18 protein-coding genes are annotated in these 17,920 nt (G+C 68.4%); 7 read left to right on the top strand and 11 right to left on the bottom strand.

Annotated elements, in window-relative coordinates; translation table 11 throughout:
• Window positions 1-19 precede the first annotated feature (19 nt).
• The gene (locus GWI72_RS16715; protein WP_161709397.1) at window positions 20-988 is read left to right on the top strand and encodes a GNAT family N-acetyltransferase; all 969 of its coding nucleotides are present in this window, start codon (window positions 20-22) and stop codon (window positions 986-988) included.
• Between the two features lie 47 nt (window positions 989-1,035).
• On the opposite strand, the gene GWI72_RS16710 is transcribed toward GWI72_RS16715, so the two are convergent.
• The 11 genes from GWI72_RS16710 to GWI72_RS16660 all read right to left on the bottom strand — a co-directional run bounded on the left by GWI72_RS16710 (window position 1,036) and on the right by GWI72_RS16660 (window position 11,256).
• On the bottom strand, window positions 1,036-1,734 hold the full coding sequence (locus GWI72_RS16710) for a response regulator transcription factor (protein ID WP_161677098.1): 699 nt from the start codon (window positions 1,732-1,734) through the stop codon (window positions 1,036-1,038).
• An 11-nt stretch (window positions 1,735-1,745) separates the two neighbouring features.
• Window positions 1,746-4,247, bottom strand: coding sequence for a sensor histidine kinase (locus tag GWI72_RS16705; protein WP_161709396.1), 2,502 nt, complete (start codon window positions 4,245-4,247; stop codon window positions 1,746-1,748).
• 72 nt (window positions 4,248-4,319) lie between these two features.
• Window positions 4,320-4,631: a nitrate reductase gene (locus GWI72_RS16700; protein WP_161677100.1), complete on the bottom strand. Its 312-nt coding sequence runs from the start codon at window positions 4,629-4,631 to the stop codon at window positions 4,320-4,322.
• Window positions 4,628-5,773, bottom strand: coding sequence for a GTP-binding protein (locus tag GWI72_RS16695; RefSeq protein ID WP_161709395.1), 1,146 nt, complete (start codon window positions 5,771-5,773; stop codon window positions 4,628-4,630). The genes GWI72_RS16700 and GWI72_RS16695 overlap by 4 nt, the downstream gene beginning before the upstream one ends.
• Window positions 5,774-5,928: 155 nt before the next feature.
• The gene (locus tag GWI72_RS16690; RefSeq protein ID WP_161677102.1) at window positions 5,929-6,711 is read right to left on the bottom strand and encodes a MetQ/NlpA family ABC transporter substrate-binding protein; all 783 of its coding nucleotides are present in this window, start codon (window positions 6,709-6,711) and stop codon (window positions 5,929-5,931) included.
• 32 nt (window positions 6,712-6,743) lie between these two features.
• Window positions 6,744-7,409 carry a methionine ABC transporter permease gene (locus tag GWI72_RS16685; RefSeq protein ID WP_161677103.1) on the bottom strand — a complete coding sequence of 222 codons (666 nt, stop codon included), beginning with the start codon at window positions 7,407-7,409 and terminating at the stop codon, window positions 6,744-6,746.
• A complete protein-coding gene (locus tag GWI72_RS16680; protein WP_161677104.1) occupies window positions 7,399-8,487 on the bottom strand; it encodes a methionine ABC transporter ATP-binding protein in 1,089 nt (362 codons plus the stop codon). Before GWI72_RS16680 ends, GWI72_RS16685 begins: the two co-directional genes overlap by 11 nt.
• Window positions 8,488-8,822: 335 nt before the next feature.
• A complete protein-coding gene (locus GWI72_RS16675; RefSeq protein ID WP_161709394.1) occupies window positions 8,823-9,758 on the bottom strand; it encodes a TonB family protein in 936 nt (311 codons plus the stop codon).
• A complete protein-coding gene (locus GWI72_RS16670; RefSeq protein ID WP_161709393.1) occupies window positions 9,755-10,150 on the bottom strand; it encodes an ExbD/TolR family protein in 396 nt (131 codons plus the stop codon). The genes GWI72_RS16675 and GWI72_RS16670 overlap by 4 nt, the downstream gene beginning before the upstream one ends.
• A 10-nt stretch (window positions 10,151-10,160) precedes the next feature.
• The gene (locus GWI72_RS16665) at window positions 10,161-10,544 is read right to left on the bottom strand and encodes an ExbD/TolR family protein (protein WP_208995903.1); all 384 of its coding nucleotides are present in this window, start codon (window positions 10,542-10,544) and stop codon (window positions 10,161-10,163) included.
• Entirely contained in the window at window positions 10,534-11,256 is a 723-nt protein-coding gene (locus GWI72_RS16660) for a MotA/TolQ/ExbB proton channel family protein (protein ID WP_161677107.1), read from the bottom strand. The genes GWI72_RS16665 and GWI72_RS16660 overlap by 11 nt, the downstream gene beginning before the upstream one ends.
• A 474-nt stretch (window positions 11,257-11,730) precedes the next feature.
• Between GWI72_RS16660 and GWI72_RS16655 the strand changes: the two genes are divergently transcribed.
• The 6 genes from GWI72_RS16655 to GWI72_RS16630 all read left to right on the top strand — a co-directional run bounded on the left by GWI72_RS16655 (window position 11,731) and on the right by GWI72_RS16630 (window position 17,743).
• A complete protein-coding gene (locus GWI72_RS16655; RefSeq protein WP_161709392.1) occupies window positions 11,731-12,708 on the top strand; it encodes a hypothetical protein in 978 nt (325 codons plus the stop codon).
• A gap of 45 nt (window positions 12,709-12,753) precedes the next feature.
• A complete protein-coding gene (locus GWI72_RS16650) occupies window positions 12,754-13,611 on the top strand; it encodes a hypothetical protein (RefSeq protein ID WP_161709391.1) in 858 nt (285 codons plus the stop codon).
• A gap of 511 nt (window positions 13,612-14,122) precedes the next feature.
• Complete coding sequence (locus tag GWI72_RS16645; RefSeq protein WP_161709390.1) at window positions 14,123-15,019, top strand: siderophore ABC transporter substrate-binding protein; 897 nt, start codon at window positions 14,123-14,125, stop codon at window positions 15,017-15,019.
• A 68-nt stretch (window positions 15,020-15,087) separates the two neighbouring features.
• On the top strand, window positions 15,088-16,038 hold the full coding sequence (locus GWI72_RS16640) for an ABC transporter permease (protein WP_161709389.1): 951 nt from the start codon (window positions 15,088-15,090) through the stop codon (window positions 16,036-16,038).
• Window positions 16,035-16,991, top strand: coding sequence for an iron chelate uptake ABC transporter family permease subunit (locus GWI72_RS16635; protein WP_244314371.1), 957 nt, complete (start codon window positions 16,035-16,037; stop codon window positions 16,989-16,991). Before GWI72_RS16640 ends, GWI72_RS16635 begins: the two co-directional genes overlap by 4 nt.
• Entirely contained in the window at window positions 16,988-17,743 is a 756-nt protein-coding gene (locus GWI72_RS16630) for an iron ABC transporter ATP-binding protein (RefSeq protein WP_161709388.1), read from the top strand. Before GWI72_RS16635 ends, GWI72_RS16630 begins: the two co-directional genes overlap by 4 nt.
• The last annotated feature ends 177 nt before the right edge of the window (window positions 17,744-17,920 follow it).

Genomic DNA, 17,920 nt, shown 5'->3' with positions numbered 1-17,920 from the left:
CCTGTCCGCAGGTGTCCTGATGTCGCCACAGCCCTCGCCCTCCGGGTCGTCGCCGCTCCTGTCGTCCCTCAGCATCCGGCCGGTGTCTCCCGGCGATCTGGAGATCCTCTCCCGCCTGACGACGCAGAACCTGCGCGGCCGGCTCGCGTCGCCGCAGCCCGGCGACGGCGCCTGCCATCTCGCGGCCTGGCTGGGGGAGGTGCCGGCGGGCCTGCTGGTGTCCCGCCGCGACCCGGACCGCCCCCGGACGCAGGAGCTCCTGTCCCTGATGGTCACGCCCCTGTTGCGGCGGCAAGGCCTTGCGCGCCTGCTGCTGCGGGACCTTGGCGAGCGGATGCTTGCCGAAGGCCGCAGCGAGCTCACGACGAGCTGGTCGGACCGCCTGCCGCAGCTCGACAGCTTTGTCGGCCTGCTGGCGGGTGAAGGCTGGAGCGTTCCCCAGCCGGCGCGCCTGCGCATGAGTTTCAATGTCGGCGAGCGGCACGACGCGCTGGCCCTTGCCGCAGGCCATGTCGCGCGGGCGCGCGCGGCCGGGCTTGAGAGCATCCGCCTTGATGCAGCGGAGGGGGATCTCGGCGCGGCTGTCCAGTCTGCGGCCCGGATTTTTGCCCGCGCCGGCGTGCTGCCGGCCTGGGCCGACCCGACCCCCTGGCTTGACCGCTGCGACCGGCGGGTGACACAGGTGCTGCGCGACCAGACGGGTGCGATCTGCGGCTGGCTGCTGGCCGAGCATCAACCGGCCTTCAACCGCTGGCTCGCGCCGATCGGCTGGTGCAGCACGGGGCCGGCGCACATGTTCCTCGGAATGTCGGCCTGGCTGGCGGCCCTCGAGGCCGAGGCCGGACCCGGCGCAACCCTGATCCTGCAGCCGACCCAGGGCAATGGCCGCCGCGTCTGCCGCCTGCTCGACCGGCACTTCCGCCCCTTCGCGCTCTGGGCCGACACGCTGGTCGTGAGCCGCCGGCAGCTCGTCCCGGCGGGCCACTGACGGCGACATGGACCCGGCAGGCGGCCGCGCCTGCCCCGAAGGTGACGCTAGGCCCCGACGCCGTCGCCGCGCGACTGCACCGGCATCAGCGCATACCCGACCCCGCGCACCGTGACGATCGGGGCGTCGCGCCCCTCGTGCACCATCTTCTTGCGCAGCCGTGCAATCAGGTTGTCCACGGTGTGGCCGGAAATCTCGCGCGGGTCGCGGTTGGAAATCACGTCGAGCAGGAAGTCGCGCGACACGGGCTGCATCTGCCGCGAGGCCAGCGCAACGAGGATATTGAACTCGCCGGCGGTCAGTTCCACGAGCTGTCCCGTCGGGCGGAACAGCTCCCGCCGCACCACGTCGAGGATCCAGCCGTCGAAGGTGATGACCGGCTCACGCGAGCGCCGCAGCACGCTGCGGATGCGCGCCAGCAGGGTCTTCAGGTTGATCGGCTTGGTGACATAGTCATCGCCCCCGGCATCCAGCCCGGCCATCACGTCCTCGTCGGAGTCCCGCCCCGTGACGAAGATGAGACCGAACCTTTCCCCGAGACGCAGCTGACGCGCCAGCGCGATGCCGTCATCATCCGGCAGGTTCACGTCGAGCAGGATGATGTCGGGCTGGGCACCGTGCAGGCGCAGCCTCAGCTCCGCCCCGGTGGCCGCCGTCAGGGTCCTGAACCCGTTCTCGACAAGGAAGGCGGAAATCATCTCCCGGCTTTCCGGGGCATCTTCCACGATGAGGACCGTTGCACTCATTCCCGTCGTACTCATTCCCCTCGATCAGTCCCGTCCTCAGGACGCGGCCCCGACAGGGCCCTGTCCATGCTGTGGATCGTGTCGTCCAGCCGGCTGCGCAGCCGGTTCAGTGCACCCGGCCGGTCCGCACCGCTCGCCGTCAGCAGGGCTCCGGCGGCGTCGGCAAGATCCGCAAAGCCCATGTTGGCCGCACTCCCCTTAACGCGATGTGCAATCGCGGCAATCTGGTCGCCCTCTGCCCCGTGCTGTTCCAGCGCCTCCCGCTGCTCCACCATGTTGCGCAGGAAGAGCGACTGCAGCGCCCGGATCTTCACGTCGTCGAACAGGGCGCCCAGATCGGTGCCCCCCTCCGGGGCCACCGGACCGTCAAGGAGCATAGCGCGAAGATCGTCATCCTCCGACGCGGCATCGAGAAGCAGCTCCCCGGTCTGAGGCTCCGGTCCGCCGGATGCCGCCGGCCGCCAGTGGGCGAGACGGCAGCCGCCGCCCAGACTGGCAAGCCGCTCCCGCAGCGCCGGCGCCCCGGCATCGGCCTGCAGGACGACAAGCGGAAAGCGGCGCGCGGTCAGGATCGTCAGCGCCGCCGCGCTGTCGGCCATCGGAAAGACCCGCAGGCCCAGGCCCTCGAGCCGGCGGCGCGCCATCGGATCCGCCGTTCCCACCAGCAGCACGTCACTGCCCTCGGGCAAGCTGATGCGCCCGCCGGCGAGCCGGTCCAGCACCCGGGCGAGGTCGTCCGGCCGGATCGGCTTGGCCAGATGCCCGTTCATGCCGGCCGCCTGCGACCGGGCCACGTCCTCGGGCATGGCATTCGCGGTCAGCGCGATGATCGGGAGGCTGCCCCCGGCAGGCAGCGCCCGGATGCGGCGGGTGGTCTCGAACCCGTCCAGTCCCGGCATCTGCAGGTCCATCAGCACCGCGTCGAAGGTTTCCTCGGCGAGCCGCGCCAGCGCCTCCATCCCGCCCGGTGCCACGGTGCAACGGTGTCCGGCCCGGGCGAGCAGGCCGGCGGCAACCTGCTGGTTGATCTCGTTGTCCTCCACCAGCAGCAGCGACAGCCGCCGCTGCCCCCCGGAGGCAGGGCGGTCCTGACCGGCGACAGCCGGAACGGCGCTGCCGGGGGGCGCCTCCAGCAACGGCAGGTCGACGGTGAACCGGCTGCCGCGGTCCGGCTCGCTGCTCACGCCGATGGCCCCGCCCATGGCCTCCACCAGACGCTTGCTGATGGCAAGGCCGAGGCCCGATCCGCCGAAACGGCGGTGGATGGAGGCGTCGGCCTGAACGAAGGGCTGGAACAGCTGGCCGAGCTGCTGCGGGGCAATGCCGATCCCGGTGTCCTCGACCACGATCTCCAGCCAGGGCCGCGCCATGGCGGCGGCGGCCGGCCGTCTCCGCACCCGGATCGAGACCGCGCCGGCCCCGGTGAACTTCACCGCGTTGCCAACGAGGTTCATCAGCACCTGCCGCAGCCGGGCAGGATCGCCCAGCACCAGCGCCGGCACGTCCGCATCAAGCACCGCCGTCAGCACCAGCCCCTTGTCCTCGGCGCGCGGACGCATCAGGTCGCAGACGTCATGCACCACCCGCGCCACGTCCATCGGAACCTGCTCGCAGGGCGCTGCGCCCTGATCAAGCTTCGACAGGTCGAGGACATCGTCCAGCGTCACCCGCAGCGCCTCGGCCGAGCGCAGCACCACCTGCAGCCGCTGGCGCTGGCTGTCGCTGATCGGCTCGTCCAGGATCAGCCGCACCATGCCGAGAATGCCGTTCATGGGTGTGCGGATCTCGTGGCTCATGACCGCAAGGAAGTCGGACTTCGCCCGGGCCCCGGCTTCCGCAGCCTCCTTGGCGGCCAGCAGCTCGAGATTGGTCCGCCGTTCCCGTTCGATATGCAGGAACTCGTCGCGGCGCATGCGGTTGAGCTGCGCGCGGGCGGCGACCCCGACGAAGAAGCCGACGCTGGTGACCAGCAGGATCACGCCGAGATCGCGCGGTGTTTCCGGCGGGGTGCGCAGGACACCCCAGAACAGGAGGCTGACCAGGGCCGCATAGGCGCCCATCAGGCTCGCCTGCCACAACCGCCCGGGCAGCAGCACCGGCAGGGCCACCGCCATCAGCGGCAGCAGCAGCCCGCCGTGCCGCGTGAGCGCGGGATGGTCGAAGATGACGGCATTGAGGAAGTAGAACAGGCCCTGCTGCAGGTAGGTCACGGCAAGGACCGCCTGCAGGCTCGGATAACGGATCAGCGCGACCAGCGCGGCGATGCAGGCGAGAAGCAGGGCGAACCGGATGCCGACGAAGAGATACAGATCCGGTGCCGCGATCAGCTCGACGTCGAGCGGCAGGAACGAGAGGCTCGCCAGCGTCGAGGCGATGATGCCGATCCGGGCCGAGCCGAGCGTCTCGCGGTAGGTGGCCCGGGCATAGGCCGCCTCGTCTGCCGGGCGCTCGAACTCGCCCGTCCAGCGGTTGAGCCGGGCCTGTAGCCAGCGCCCCCTGTCCGTCTCCGCCATTCCACCTTGCCCGTCATGGTCGCCTTGCGCACTGATACGCCGCTTCGGCGGCGCTGGCCAGCCGCAACGCGCTCAGTCGGCCGCCGTGCCGTGCGGGTCGGCCGCGTGCGCCAGACGCGACACGAGCGCCAGCGCGGCCACGTCCGCCTCGCTGATCTCCAGCAGCGGCTTGTGCAGACGGTGCACCTCGCCCGGCTGGCCGGCCCGCAGCAGGCCGATCACCGTCTCGATGTCGGGACAGCCCTCGTCCCGGCAGGCCAGTTCGGACACCGAGATGGCCGTGTCCTCGTCGAGCGCGAAATGGCTGCGCACCCAGCCCTTGACCTCGCGCAGCCGGGTCGGGACAGCCAGAGCGCGCGGGGCGAGCGGATTGCTGAAGGTCATGTCTTGGCCTTTCCGGACTTGAACCACTTGCCGAGACTGTCGGCGATGAGCGAATCGAGGAAGGAGCCGCGCTCTTCCGCGGCCGCCTTGAACAGCTCGGCCAGCGGCGCCGGATCAATGCCCTCGACGATGAACACCAGCCGCGAGCGGCGATCCTCGGACGGCCACGCCTCGAGCGGCTTCGGCATCGACAGCATGTGCTGCACCTGATGGACCGAATAGGGCCGGTCCGGTTCATCGGTAAAGACGACCAGGCCCTTCATGCGCAGGAGCTTCGGCCCGGCAGACAGCTGCAGCGTGCGCAGGAACCGGTAGAACCCGTCGCGCGACAGGGTCGCCTCGCTGGTCAGGACGAAGCTCGTGACGCCGCCGCCGTGGCGGGCGTGCCGGGCACCGGTCGCCGCGTCCGCCGGTCCATGGCGGTCGGCGGTCCCGAGCACCTGCTCGAGCGCCAGCCAGTCGCGCACGTCCTCGCCCCGGGCGGCAACGTCATAGCCGCGCGGCGTGAACACCGCGCCGATGTCGAAGCCGGCCGCCTGCCGGTCGTGGATGTGCACGGTGGGATTGAGGTCCCGGATCGCCGCGGTCAGCCCGTCAAGCGCGCTCCGGCCGGCCGCGTCCAGCAAGTCGGTCTTGGTCAGCACGACCTGATCGGCGAAGGCGATCTGCTTGGCGGCCTCCAGATGACCGTCGAGACTGACCAGCGCCGTGGCTGCATCCACCGTGGTGATCACGCCGGCGAGCTGGAAGCCCCGACCGGTCGCCGGCGGCGGAAAGGCACGCAGCTGGTTGACCACCGGCGCCGGGTCTGCAAGGCCCGTGGTCTCCACCACCATCAGCCTCAGCCGCCGCTCGCCGTCCGGCCCCATGGCCTCGACGATGCGGCCGAGGCTCTCCTCGACATCCGATCCGGCGTGGCAGCACAGGCAGCCCGTGGTGGTCTGCATCAGCTCGCCCCGCCCGACCTGGACGAGATCATGATCGACGGCCACGGTGCCGAACTCGTTGATGACCACGCCCGTATCGGGCCCGAGCACCGTGCGCAGCGCATCGGACAGCAGCGTCGTCTTGCCGGACCCGAGAAAGCCGGTCAGCAGCAGGACGGGGATCGGCTCGGGCTGTTCGGACGGCGACGGAGACACACGGACCTCGATTCATGTAACTATATAACATATCTAAACGCACTGCCCGACCGGCGCAAGCCGGGACTTCGCGCCTACATGCTGCCAGATCACGGCAAAAACAGGAACGCCCGGCACGAAGGCCGGGCGTTTCAGATGTCAGATTGCCAGCCGGATTACCAGGCCGGGACGACCGCGCCCTTGAAGGTGTCCTGCACGAAGGCCTTCACCTTGTCCGAGTGGTAGGCCTTCTTCAGCTTGGCGACCCAGGCGGCGTCCTTGTCGGCGCTGCGCACGGCGATCAGGTTGATGTAGGGCGCCTTGGCGCCTTCCTTCAGGATCGCGTCGGTCGTCGGGTTGAGACCGGCCTCGAGCGCGTAGTTGGTGTTGATCGCCGAGGCGTCGGTGTCATCCAGCGACCGCGGCAGCTGGGCGGCATCCAGCTCGACGAACGAGAAGTTCTTCTTGTTCTCGATCACGTCGGCCGGACCGACCTTGAGGCCCTTCTCCGGGTTGAGCTTGATATAGCCGGCATCCTGCAGGATCAGCAGCGCGCGGCCGCCGTTGGTCGGGTCGTTCGGGATGCCGATGACCGCGCCGTCCTTCAGCTCGGCAAAGCTCTTCACCTTCTTGGAATAGATGCCCATCGGGAAGTTCACGGTGTAGGCCACATCGACGATGTCGAACTTGCGGTCCTTCACCTGGTTGTCGAGATAGGGCTTGTGCTGGAACGAGTTGGCCTGCAGCTCGCCGTCATGCAGCGCCTGGTTCGGCACCACGTAGTCGGAGAACTCGAGGATCTCGATATCGAGGCCGTCGGCCTTGGCGACCTCGCGCACGACTTCCATGATCTGCGCGTGCGGGCCGGGCGTGACACCGATCTTGACGGTCTCGGCCAGGGCCGGAACGGCAGCCAGCACGAGGCCGGCGGTCAGCAGGGTGCGAAGGGACTTCAGCATGTGAACAACTCCTGTTCGTCTGGAAAATGCGGTCAGCTGCGCCGACCGCGTTTGTCGAAGTGGCGGGCGAGACGGTCGCCGGCCGACTGGACAAGCTGGACAAGCACGATGAGCACGACGACGACCGCCGCCATCACATCGGGCATGAATCTCTGGTATCCGTAGCGGATGCCGAGGTCGCCGAGACCGCCACCGCCCACCGCGCCCACCATGGCCGAGTAGCCGATCAGGCTGACGAGGGTGAGCGTCAGCGCCAGGGTCAAGCCCGGCAGGGCCTCGGCCAACAGCACCTTGCGCACGATCTGCAGCGGCGTCGCGCCCATGGCGCGCGCGGCCTCCACGAGACCGGGGTCCACCTCGCGCACGGCCGCCTCGACGAGCCGCGCCACGAAGGGCACCGTCGCCACCGTCAACGGCACGATCGCCGCCGAGGTGCCGATCGACGTGCCTGCGATCAGCCGCGTGAAGGGGATGATCGCCACCACCAGGATGATGAAGGGCGTCGACCGGGTGGCATTCACCACCAGGCCGATCAGCCGGTTCGCCACCGGCGCGGCGAACAGCTCGCCCCGGCCCGAGGTGGCGAGGAAGACACCGAGCGGCACGCCGATCAGCGATCCGACCAGGGCGGCAACGCCGACCATGTGCACGGTCTGGCCCGTGGCCTTGGCGATCAGCCAGAGGATCTCAGGCGACATAACCCAGCACCTCCGCGCTCAACAGGCCTGCCGGCAACGGCGACGCCGCCGTGATCTGCTCGGCCTGATAGGGGGGCAGCGTCACCACGAAGGCGGCGAAGCTGCGGGGACCGACGGTCTCGACCGTCCCGGCGATGATTTCGGCCGCGCCGCCGAGCGGCGCCACCAGATCGGCGAGCAGTCCGCTCCCCGTTCCTGCGGCGCTGACGACCCGCAGAACCGCCCGCCCGCCGTCGACCGGCGCAGCCGACAGCCGCTGCGAGAAGGCATCCGGCAGCCGGTGCCCCGGCAGGCCCGCGAGCAGCGATCGCGTGGTCGCATGGCGCGGCGTGGCCAGCACGTCGAAGGCGCTGCCCTGCTCGACAATGCGCCCGCGGTCGATCACCGCCACGTCGTCGGCAATCTGCTTCACCACGTCCATCTCGTGCGTGATGAGCAGGATGGTCAGGCCGAGATCCCGGTTGATCTGCTTCAGGAGCGTCAGCACGGAGCGGGTCGTCTCCGGATCAAGCGCCGAGGTGGCCTCGTCCGACAGCAGCAGCTTCGGACCGGTCGCCAGCGCCCTTGCAATGCCGACGCGCTGCTTCTGCCCGCCCGACAGTTCGGACGGATAGCGGTTGCGCTTGTCGGCAAGGCCGACCAGATCGAGCAGCTCGCTCACCCGTGTCCCGATGGCGACCCGGTCGGCACCGGCGATTTCCAGCGGCAGGGCGACATTGTCGAACACGGTGCGGGAGGCCAGCAGGTTGAAGTGCTGGAACACCATGCCGACCTCGCGGCGGATGCCGCGCAGCTCGCCTTCACTCAATCCAGCCACATCGATGCCATCGACGACGACGCGGCCGCTGGTGGGCTTTTCCAGGCCATTGGCCAGACGGATCAGCGTCGACTTGCCGGCGCCGGACCGGCCGATGATGGCCGTGACCTGACCCTTCGGCACGTTGAGGGAAATGCCGTCGAGGGCGGCAACCTCTCCCGCGCCACCGGCGGCGGGGAAGCGCTTGGTCACGCCCTCAAAGAGAACGAGAGGAGGAACGGCAAGGGCGGCAGATGGACCGCCGGTCTGCGAAAGATACATGGAAGGAACTTGCCCTGCGGGTCAGGATTTCAGGAAACGCGCGTCCGTTCGGACTGGATCAGCAGCAACACATGAGCATGCGCATGGCGTTTCACCTCTGCCCGGCGCCTCCCAACGCCATGGATTGTCTCAATGGAGCGGGCGATCTACGCCGCATTCCGTCCTGTTTCCCGAACCACCCTTCCCCGGAGCGGCTCGTTTTGTTGGTGAATTTTTCGCACGCCGCCCCGTCGGCAACGAGGCATCACGTTCCCTTCTTGCAGCGGGACCGGAAAGAAATTTCCATCGCCCGCCCGCATCACGCGGAAATGACGTTCCTGCCCGGCTGCGGATCGTCAGTTCCGGAATTCGACCGGAACCCGGAATGCCAGGCTCGCCTGACGGATCTCGTCGGGAAACGCCGGCATCGGCGCCGCGCGGCGCACCATGGCAACGGCCGCCTCGTCCAGCTGCGGACTGCCGGAGGAGCGGACCACGCGGATGCCGGTGACGCTGCCGTCGCGCTGGACGGTGAATTCCACCGTGGCCGTTCCCGCCCCTCCCTCGCGCGGCGCCTGCTTGGCCCGGCGCAGCTTGGCGATGATCTTGCCCTTGTAGTTGGTGCGCGCGCCCTCGCCCTGCTCGTCGCCGGACCCGTCCGCCGTGCCATTGGCATTGGACTGTGCCGTCGGGCTGGTGACCACCTCGCCGCCGCGCTGGCTGTTGAACTCCGCGCCGGCCTGCTTGGCCACCTTTGCCACCTTCTTCGGCGGCTCCGTCTTCGGTGCGGGCTTTTTCGGCTCGGGCGTCTGCGGCTTCTGCTCCGGCAGGGCGGTCACGACGGGCGCAGGCTCCGGCGTCTGCGGCGGCTCCGCGTCCACCGGTTTCGTCTCGGCGACCGGCTGCACCGGCGCCATCACCGCCGGCTGCTCTGCCGGCAGCGGCTCGGATGCCTGCGCGGCCGCCATCAGCGGCACGACCGGCTGCAATGGTTCAACCGGAGCAACAGACGCGAGATCGGCCACCGGCGGCACCACGGCTGCCGTCACGGTCTCCACCGGCTGCTGCGGCTGCACCGGCTGCACCGTCTCCAGCGGCGTCTCGACCGGCTCGATCACGGTCTCGTCGGCCCCCTCGATCAGATCCTGCAGCGATCCGACCACGGCCACAGCCCCGCCGGCGGAGGCTGCAATCTCGGGCGCCTCCTCGTCCGGCACCATATAGGCCGAGGCGGCCGCATGGACCGCCAGAGACAAGATCAGCCCGGCCCCCATGTAATGCCAGGCCTTCATTGCGCCTGCCCCTTGCGCGTGATCAGCACGATGTCCTTGATCCCGGCCGCCGTCAGCGCGGACAGGACCGCTTCCAGCTGATCGGAGGGCAATGTCGCCTCGGCGGCGACGCGCATCAGCCCGCCGCCCTTGGCCAGATGCGCCGCAATCGCCGCCTCCAGCGTCACCGGCTTGTCTTCCAGATAAAGCTCCTGCTCGCTGGCGATGATCAGCGCGCCCGTCGAGCGGATGTTCTCGTCGTTCTGGATCATCTCCGGCGGCGTGATCCGCCGCGCGTCGTCACGCGCGACCGATCCTGCAAACAGGAAGAAGATCAGCATCAGGAACACGATGTTGATCAGGGGAATGGTGTTGTCCGTCATCTGACGGCGCGGCGGTGTCCGGAACTTCATCGCCTGCTCCTCAGTTCAGGCCGCTGACCAGCACGGCCTTGACGCCCGCCTTGCGCGCAGCGGCCAGCACCGCGACCGAGTCCTGCACCGCAGCGCCCGGCCCGGTCCACACGGCAACGATCTTCAGCGGATCATTGGCGAACGGCGCCAGCGCCGCCTCCAGGGCAGCGCTTTCGAGCGGCTGGCCATTCAGGTCCATCTTGCCCTCGCCATGCAGGCGCAGCAGCGCCGGCCGCGCCCCAGCTCCCGCGCCTGCCACCGCGCTCGACACCGGCAGCTGGTGATAGCGGGAGAAGGACGAGGCCAGCATGAAATAGAGCAGCAGCAGGAAGATCACGTCGATCAGCGACGTCAGGCTGATCGGACTGCGCTTGACCCTCGGCTCAAACCGCATGGCGCGTGCCACCCTGGATGACATCCAGATGAGCCGGCAACACCGCCGGGCGTTCCGCCGCAGCACCGGTGAAGAACGCCGTCACGACCGCTTCCATCTCCTGCTGCGTCCGCTCGATCCGGCCATCGAACCAGCTCACCACCGCCGAGACGGGGATGGAAATGGCGAGACCCACCGCCGTCGTCAGCAGCGCCACCCAGATGCCGCCGGCCAGCACCGACGGATCCACGGCCGCCCCTGCCCCCTGCATGGCCTGGAAGGCGTCGATCATGCCCAGCACCGTGCCGTAAAGGCCAAGCAGCGGCGCCGTCTGGGCAATCAGGTCCAGCGGGCGCAGCCAGGCCCGCAGCTCGGCGATACGGCCGAGACAGATGCGCTCGATGTCCTCCCGCAGCAGGTCCGCCCGCGCCCCGCCCGGCCGCGTCTGCGCCTTCAGCAAGAGCGCCATCACCTCGTTGAGGATCCCCCTGTGTCCGGCGACGGTGGCCAGCGCGACGGCCGTGTCGCCGTCGAGATGCAGGCCAAGCGCCCGCCGGGCCCGTCCGAACCGGCCGGCGCCGGCAAGGGCGAACTGGATCAGCTTGGCAAAGATCAGCGCGAGCGCGATCACCGACATGACCAGCTGGATCCCCACCACGCTGCCACCCTGATCGACCAGATCGACGACAGGATGCAGGAATTCGGGGAGCTGGTTGGACAACTCGGACAACATGGCACGTTCCTGGGATGGGGCGCGGCTTGCGCTGGTTGTGGCAAGCGCACCAGATAAACTTGAGTGCAAATGCCAGCTTTTTTGTCACGCCGCAACCCGGTTTTACCTGCTGGCAGTGCGGAGCGCTGCAACCCGTCGCCCTCACCAATGGGCACCGCCGGTTTTCCGACAAACCAGGCTGACAGCGTGTGATGTGCCCCGCCCGAATCGTTGAACGCGCAAGGCGCCAGACTGCAGCGACCGTCTGCCAGTCCCGATCGGCTGAACAAGCCTGGATCGTCCGCCCAGGTCGCACGTCACGCGAGCCAGAACCAGACCCGGTCGCAGACCTGCAAAGTCCTGGCGCACCCCGAAGGGTGCCGGGGACCCAATTACAGATGACAACGTGATTTCTCATTTTCACGAAATTCCTGTTGCGTACCGCATCTGCTGCATATAAACAGGTGATGTCGTTACCTCACAGGAGCACAAATTTTGAACACCACCATCAATGAGCTGCAGTCTGCAAAGACGCTTCAGGAAGAATTCTCCGCAAACTATGGCCATGGCCGCGATTTCGAGGGAGAGGCAATTGCCCGCTTCGCGGTCGCAGCCGGACGGTTTCTGGGCGAGATCGTGGGCGCCGACGTTGCGCAAGTCGGCATGGCGGAAATGGCACGCAAGCTTGGCTTGGAGTGCCATGCGGACAGCGACTGGGAACACGCTTTCGAGGGCGCCTGGGGCGAAGCCTACGGCTGGCCAATGGGGGAGGTCTTTCTTGAACTGAACGCCTACGCCCACTACGGGCTCGTTTTGGGTGACCATGCCGATGCGGGCACCAGAGCGGCACAGATCCGCGAACACCTCGAAACGGCAACCGCGTTCATGAAGCGGCTGCCGGCTGAGGCCTGGGACGTGGACACGGGCGATGCCGGGCACACCCTGCGACTGGCACTTGGCCGCTGGGCCCTGGATCACGACGAAGCGATCGAGCCCTATGCTCTGGCCGCTTTCGGTGGCGTCTCGGAACGACGGATCCGCAACATGATGTCAGGCACCGCGAACAGCCTGACCAACGACAACGGCAAGGTCCCGGCACGGGAAGCGCTGCAGTGGCTCGCAGACCGGGAAACCTTCCGTCCTTCGGTCTGGCGGGATCAGGATGCAGGCGCGGATGAGGCCGGCTACCCGGAGGAGGAAGAGCTGGGCGACATGCTGTTCGTCCCGGTGGCGCGCGACGGCTCCCATTTCCACCCCGGCCTCGCGCGCGATGGCAAGTTCACGATCGGCCGCCCCGGAGCTGAATTGACCCTGCCGACGTTCGAGGAAGCGCTGGCCGTGCTCCAGCAGTCGGCATCCCCTGCGTGGCGTCGCCCGAGCCCCATGGGCGTGTGGACCAATGTCAGCGCTGTCCGCTGGGATCGGCTCGGCAGGGCCGAGCTGCAGGCTCTTGCCGACGGCGAGCAGCCCTGAGGCCCGAGCCACCCTCACCATCTTTACCTAACGAAAGGACACGACATGACCGACATGACGGCAGGAACTCGGAATCTCGAGCGGTTTGCCTCCAGGATCTGTGAAGCCAGCGAAGCGGATCTGCGCGCAGCCATCTACGCCGACGGACCGGCACCGCTCAGGGACACGACGCTCGGGCTGGCAGCCGACGGCCCGTACCGGGCCTTCTACGCCCCGTTCGACTGGATCAACACGCAGGCGGACGTCGTGATCGTCGGCCTCACGCCGGGGCGTCAGCAGGCACTGGATGCGGTGCTGGTCCTGCGCCAGGCACTGCTGCAGGGACAGACGCTGGAGCAGGCCGCGGCGCTGGCGAAGTACAGCGCCTCTTTCAAGGGGGGAATGCGCAAGCTCGGCGCGCAATTGATGGATCACTTCCACATCCATCAGCTTCTGGGTCTGGTGACAACAGCAGAGCTCTTCGGGTCCGCACAGGGACGCGTGCACGCCACATCCGCGCTTCGCTACCCCGTCCTGCGGCACCACGGGAACTACTCCGGGCATGCTGGAATGCTGGATGTGCCCTTCATGCGAGAGATGGTTGAAACCTGCCTCGCGCCAGAGTTGGCAGTCCTGAAGAACGCGTGGGTCATCCCCTTCGGCACCTACGCCCACCGCGCCGTCCAGCACCTTGCGAACCGGGGCCTGGTTGACGAGGGCAGGATCCTGGGCGGGATCCTCCATCCGGGGGGCCAGCAGTGGAACCGCTACAAGGTGCAGCTGGGCATGACGACGGGGGCAGCCATCGCCAACGTCAAGGGCGGGCTTGAGGTGGAGCGACGCAGCCGGGAGCTGCACCTGAAGGTTCAGGCCCTGCTGCAACAGACCCCCGTCGCGGTCCGGCGCCCCGGCGCCGCCGCCTGAGATCCCCCGGATATGCGTTTGCAAGGAAAGAACCCGGACATGAAACAGCGAAAACTGGGCGGCCGCAGCCGATTGATGCGTCCCGCACTCGAATATGCCAGGCAGAACGGGTTTGACTGCACGTTCACCCAGGCAAACCACCTCGCGTTCCATGGCCATGGAGGACGCGTCATTGCCGCAGGTACCCCCCGTTCCGGGCAGGCGGCGCTGACCGCTATCGCCCGGATGAGGGCACTGGTCAGACAGGCGTCTCACGCAATGCCGTCTCATCAGGCCCTCTCCGGCCCCTCGCACGGGGCCATCGCGCGGGACAGGCGTGCGGGGAATGCCTGAGGTCAGCTCGCGGGCTGCCGCCCCCCGCGCCGACACGACGCTACGTCAGAATTCATGAGAATGAAGCTCAGCTTTTTTGCTGGACCTCGCCCCCCTCCGGCGCTAGACCTCGGGCATCGCGCCAGCCAGCCCTGCCAGCCACGCGCCCTTTCCCGTTTCATCCTCACGAGGTCTGCCCATGCTTCGCCTTGCCCGCCTTGCCGCGGTGGCGTCCGCCATCGCCTTTGCCGTTCCGGCCGTTGCCGCCGCCGTCGAGATCGAGACCGCTAAGGGCCCGGTCACGCTGGCCGGCACCCCGGAGAAGGTCGCCGTCTTCGACATCGCCGCGATTGATACCCTGCTCGCACTTGGCATCGTTCCCGCCGGCGTGCCGGACAAGCTCTACGTCCCCTATCTCGGCGAGGACGCCGCCAAGGCCCCCAAGGTCGGCACCCTGTTCGAGCCCAACCTGGAAGCCGTTGCCGGCCTTGCTCCGGACCTCATCGTCATCGGCGGCCGCTCCTCCACCCAGGGCGACGCGCTGGCGCCCATCGCCCCGGTCATCGACATGACCATCGGCAGCGATGTGGTCGCGGAAGCCAAGGCCCGCCTCACCGCCTATGGCAAGGCCTTCGGCCGGGAAGCCAGGGCCGCCGAGCTGACCGCCGCGCTCGACGCGGAACTGACGGCCGTCGCCAGGGCCGCCGAGGGCCAGGGCACCGCGCTGGTGCTGCTCACCAACGGCACCAAGCTCTCCGCCTATGGCGCCGGCTCGCGCTTTGGCTGGATCCACTCCGCCCTCGGCCTGCCGCAGGCCCGCGAAGGCCTCAAGACCGACACCCATGGCGATGCGATCTCCTTCGAGTTCATCGCCGAGACCAACCCGGACTGGATCTTCGTCATCGACCGGGGCGCGGCCATCGGCGAAGCCGGCTCGGCGGCCGCCACCCTCGACAACCCGCTGGTCAAGGGCACCAGGGCCGCCAAGGCCGAACAGATCGTCTACCTGTCGCCCGCGCCGATCTACATCGCCGGCGGTGGCTACACCTCGCTGATGGGCACCCTCGCCGAGCTGAAGGCCGCGCTGGCAAAGTAAGCCCGCCGCGACCCGGCAATCGCCCAGCCAACGCCCAGCCAACGCCAGGTTCCAGGTTCCAGACGCTCATGCGCCTCGCCGCTCTCCTGACCCTCGCCCTCATCCCCTTGTCCGCGCTGAGCCTCATGCTCGGCGCGGCAAGCGTCGATGTGGCCGCGATCGGGCATGATCCGCAGGCGGCGCTGATCTTCTGGGTCTCGCGCCTGCCACGCACCCTGGCCGTGCTTCTCACCGGCGCGGCCCTTGCCGTCGCCGGTGTCATCCTGCAGCAGATCGTGCGCAACCGCTTCGTCGAGCCCGGCACCACCGGCACCGGCGAGGGCGCGGCCCTTGGCCTTCTGGCCATCACGCTGCTCGCCCCCGGCGCGCCAATTATCGTCAAGATGCTGGTCGCCAGTGCCGCCGCGCTTGCCACCACCTTCCTGTTCCTGCGCCTCATCCGCCGCCTCCCCCCGCGCGAGGTGCTGCTCGTGCCGCTGGTCGGGCTCATCCTCGCCGGCGTGCTGCAGGCCGCCGTCACCTTCATCGGCTGGCAGACCGACCTGTTGCAGTACATCGGCACCTGGCTGATGTCGGGCGAGTTCTCCGGCGTCATCGCCGGCCGCTACGAACTGCTCTGGATTGCCGGGGCTGCTGCCGCCCTCGCCTATGTCTACGCCGACCGCTTTGTCCTCCTGGGCCTTGGCCGGGACGCGGCGACCAACCTCGGGCTCGACACCGAGCGCGTCCTGCATCTGGGCCTTGCCGTCGTCTCCATCGTCACCGCGCTCGTCGTCGTCACGGTGGGCATGATCCCCTTCGTCGGCCTTGTCGTGCCCAACCTTGTCTCGCGGCTGATGGGCGACAACCTGCGCCAGAGCCTGCCCGTGGTTGCCGCCGGCGGCGCGGCGCTGGTGCTGGCCTGCGACATCCTCGGCCGCGCGGTGCGCTACCCCTACGAGGTCCCGGTCGGCACGGTGCTGGGCGTCCTTGGCTCGGCGCTGTTCCTCTGGCTTCTCTACCGGCAGCCGGCGCGATGATGGCTGTCGTCCGCGCCCATCCGCTTGCCCTGCTCGCCCTTTGCCTTCTCGGCCTTGGCGCGGCCTATCTTTTTGCGGGCCTCGGCCCCAACGCCGGTTTCATCCTGCCGCTGCGCGCGACAAGGCTTGGCGGCATGCTGGTCGTCGGCGCGTCCATCGCGGTCGCCACCGTGCTGTTCCAGACCGTGGCGCAGAACCGCATCCTCACCCCGTCGATCATGGGCTTCGATGCGCTCTATGTGCTGATGCAGACGGCGCTGGTCGCCGTCATCGGCGCGGTCGGCTTCACCAGCCTGCCCAAGGCGCTGAAGTTCGGGCTGGAGGTCGGCGTCATGATCACCGCCGCCGTGCTGCTCTTCGGCACGCTGCTCGGCCGCGGCCCGCGCGACGTCGCCCGCATGATCCTGACCGGCGTCATTCTCGGCGTCCTGTTCCGCTCGCTCTCCGGCTTCGTCGCCCGGGTGATGGATCCCAACGCCTATTCGGTCGTCCAGTCGGTCACCTTCGCCAGCTTCACCCGCATCGACGCGACGCTGCTGCTCATCGGCGGCAGCGCCGCCCTGGCTGCTATTGCCCTGGCCTTTGCCCTGTCGCGCCGCCTTGATGTCATGGCGCTCGGCCGTCCCGTCGCCGTCTCGCTCGGGCTCGGCTACGAGCGGCTGATGCTGCTGGTCCTGGCGCTGGTGGCCCTGCTCGTCTCGGTCTCCACCGCCCTCGTCGGCCCGGTCGCCTTCTTCGGCCTCATCGTCGTCGGCCTTGCCCATGCGCTGGTCGGCGCGGATCGCCATGCCAGGCTCCTGCCTGCCGCCGCGCTCATCGCCGGCATCGTCCTCGTCGGCGGCCAGCTCATCTTCGAGCGCCTGATCGGCCAGCAATCCACCCTGAGCGTGGTCGTCGAATGCGTCGGCGGCCTGGTCTTCCTCTGGCTGCTCCTGAAAGGACGCGTGCGATGATCCGCATCGACAGCCTCAGCCACCGCATCGGCCCGGCCGCCATCCTGTCGGACATCAGCACGACCCTGCCCGCGGGCGCCATCACCGCGCTGATCGGTCCCAACGGCGCCGGCAAGTCGACCCTCATCAACCTGGTCGGCCGGCTTCTGCCCCTGCAGCAGGGCAGCGTTCAGATCAACGGCATGGACATCCGCGCCACTCCTTCCGCCACGCTCGCGCAGCATGTGGCCATCCTCGGCCAGTCGAACACGGTCGCCAGCCGCCTCACGGTGCGCGATCTCGTCGCCTTCGGCCGCTGGCCGCACACCCAGGGCCGGGAGACGGAGGCGGACCGGCGCATCGTCGCCGATGCCCTTGCCACCGTCGATCTCGCCGATCTCGCCAGCCGCTTTCTGGATCAGCTCTCCGGCGGCCAGCAGCAGCGCGCCTTCCTTGCCATGACCCTCGCCCAGGACACCGGCTGGCTGTTGCTGGACGAGCCGCTCAACAACCTCGACATGCCGCACGCCCGCGCCCTGATGCGACGCCTCGACGCCCTGCGCGACAGCGGCAAGAGCATCGTCATCGTCGTGCATGACGTGAACTATGCCGCACAGTGGGCCGATCATGTGGTTGCGCTGAAGGACGGGCGGCTGTTTGCGGCCGGCACGCCGGCAGAGGTGCTCCGCGCCGATGTCCTCGGCGCGCTCTACGACATGCCGCTCGAGGTGATCCTCCAGGACGGCCGTCCCTTCGTGCTGCATCACCGCTGACGCCGCCCGTCCGGCAGGCAGTGCAACGCTGCAACACCTGTTAATTTATGATTCTTTTTGTCATATTTCTCATTGCAGCAAGCCTTTCATGATCCTAATGCAAACGGTCAAGGGCGCGACCTGAAACGGAAAAAATTTCCGTAAAGTCATCTTTGAAGAAAAAATGGGGCTCGCATG

The sequence above is a fragment of the Pannonibacter sp. XCT-53 genome, from assembly GCF_009915765.1.
GTDB lineage: Bacteria > Pseudomonadota > Alphaproteobacteria > Rhizobiales > Stappiaceae > Pannonibacter > Pannonibacter tanglangensis.
The sequence above is the reverse complement of the archived record's forward strand: the minus strand, read 5'-3'. Positions and strand labels throughout refer to the sequence as shown.

What these genes read in the sequence shown, in the direction of transcription:
- GWI72_RS16715 (WP_161709397.1), top strand. Translation starts at nt 20, where the DNA reads ATGTCGCCACAGCCCTCGCCCTCCGGGTCGTCGCCGCTCCTGTCGTCC.
- GWI72_RS16710 (WP_161677098.1), bottom strand. Translation starts at nt 1,734, where the DNA reads ATGAGTGCAACGGTCCTCATCGTGGAAGATGCCCCGGAAAGCCGGGAG.
- GWI72_RS16705 (WP_161709396.1), bottom strand. Translation starts at nt 4,247, where the DNA reads ATGGCGGAGACGGACAGGGGGCGCTGGCTACAGGCCCGGCTCAACCGC.
- GWI72_RS16700 (WP_161677100.1), bottom strand. Translation starts at nt 4,631, where the DNA reads ATGACCTTCAGCAATCCGCTCGCCCCGCGCGCTCTGGCTGTCCCGACC.
- GWI72_RS16690 (WP_161677102.1), bottom strand. Translation starts at nt 6,711, where the DNA reads ATGCTGAAGTCCCTTCGCACCCTGCTGACCGCCGGCCTCGTGCTGGCT.
- GWI72_RS16685 (WP_161677103.1), bottom strand. Translation starts at nt 7,409, where the DNA reads ATGTCGCCTGAGATCCTCTGGCTGATCGCCAAGGCCACGGGCCAGACC.
- GWI72_RS16680 (WP_161677104.1), bottom strand. Translation starts at nt 8,487, where the DNA reads ATGTATCTTTCGCAGACCGGCGGTCCATCTGCCGCCCTTGCCGTTCCT.
- GWI72_RS16675 (WP_161709394.1), bottom strand. Translation starts at nt 9,758, where the DNA reads ATGAAGGCCTGGCATTACATGGGGGCCGGGCTGATCTTGTCTCTGGCG.
- GWI72_RS16670 (WP_161709393.1), bottom strand. Translation starts at nt 10,150, where the DNA reads ATGAAGTTCCGGACACCGCCGCGCCGTCAGATGACGGACAACACCATT.
- GWI72_RS16665 (WP_208995903.1), bottom strand. Translation starts at nt 10,544, where the DNA reads ATGCGGTTTGAGCCGAGGGTCAAGCGCAGTCCGATCAGCCTGACGTCG.
- GWI72_RS16660 (WP_161677107.1), bottom strand. Translation starts at nt 11,256, where the DNA reads ATGTTGTCCGAGTTGTCCAACCAGCTCCCCGAATTCCTGCATCCTGTC.
- GWI72_RS16650 (WP_161709391.1), top strand. Translation starts at nt 12,754, where the DNA reads ATGACCGACATGACGGCAGGAACTCGGAATCTCGAGCGGTTTGCCTCC.
- GWI72_RS16645 (WP_161709390.1), top strand. Translation starts at nt 14,123, where the DNA reads ATGCTTCGCCTTGCCCGCCTTGCCGCGGTGGCGTCCGCCATCGCCTTT.
- GWI72_RS16640 (WP_161709389.1), top strand. Translation starts at nt 15,088, where the DNA reads ATGCGCCTCGCCGCTCTCCTGACCCTCGCCCTCATCCCCTTGTCCGCG.
- GWI72_RS16635 (WP_244314371.1), top strand. Translation starts at nt 16,035, where the DNA reads ATGATGGCTGTCGTCCGCGCCCATCCGCTTGCCCTGCTCGCCCTTTGC.
- GWI72_RS16630 (WP_161709388.1), top strand. Translation starts at nt 16,988, where the DNA reads ATGATCCGCATCGACAGCCTCAGCCACCGCATCGGCCCGGCCGCCATC.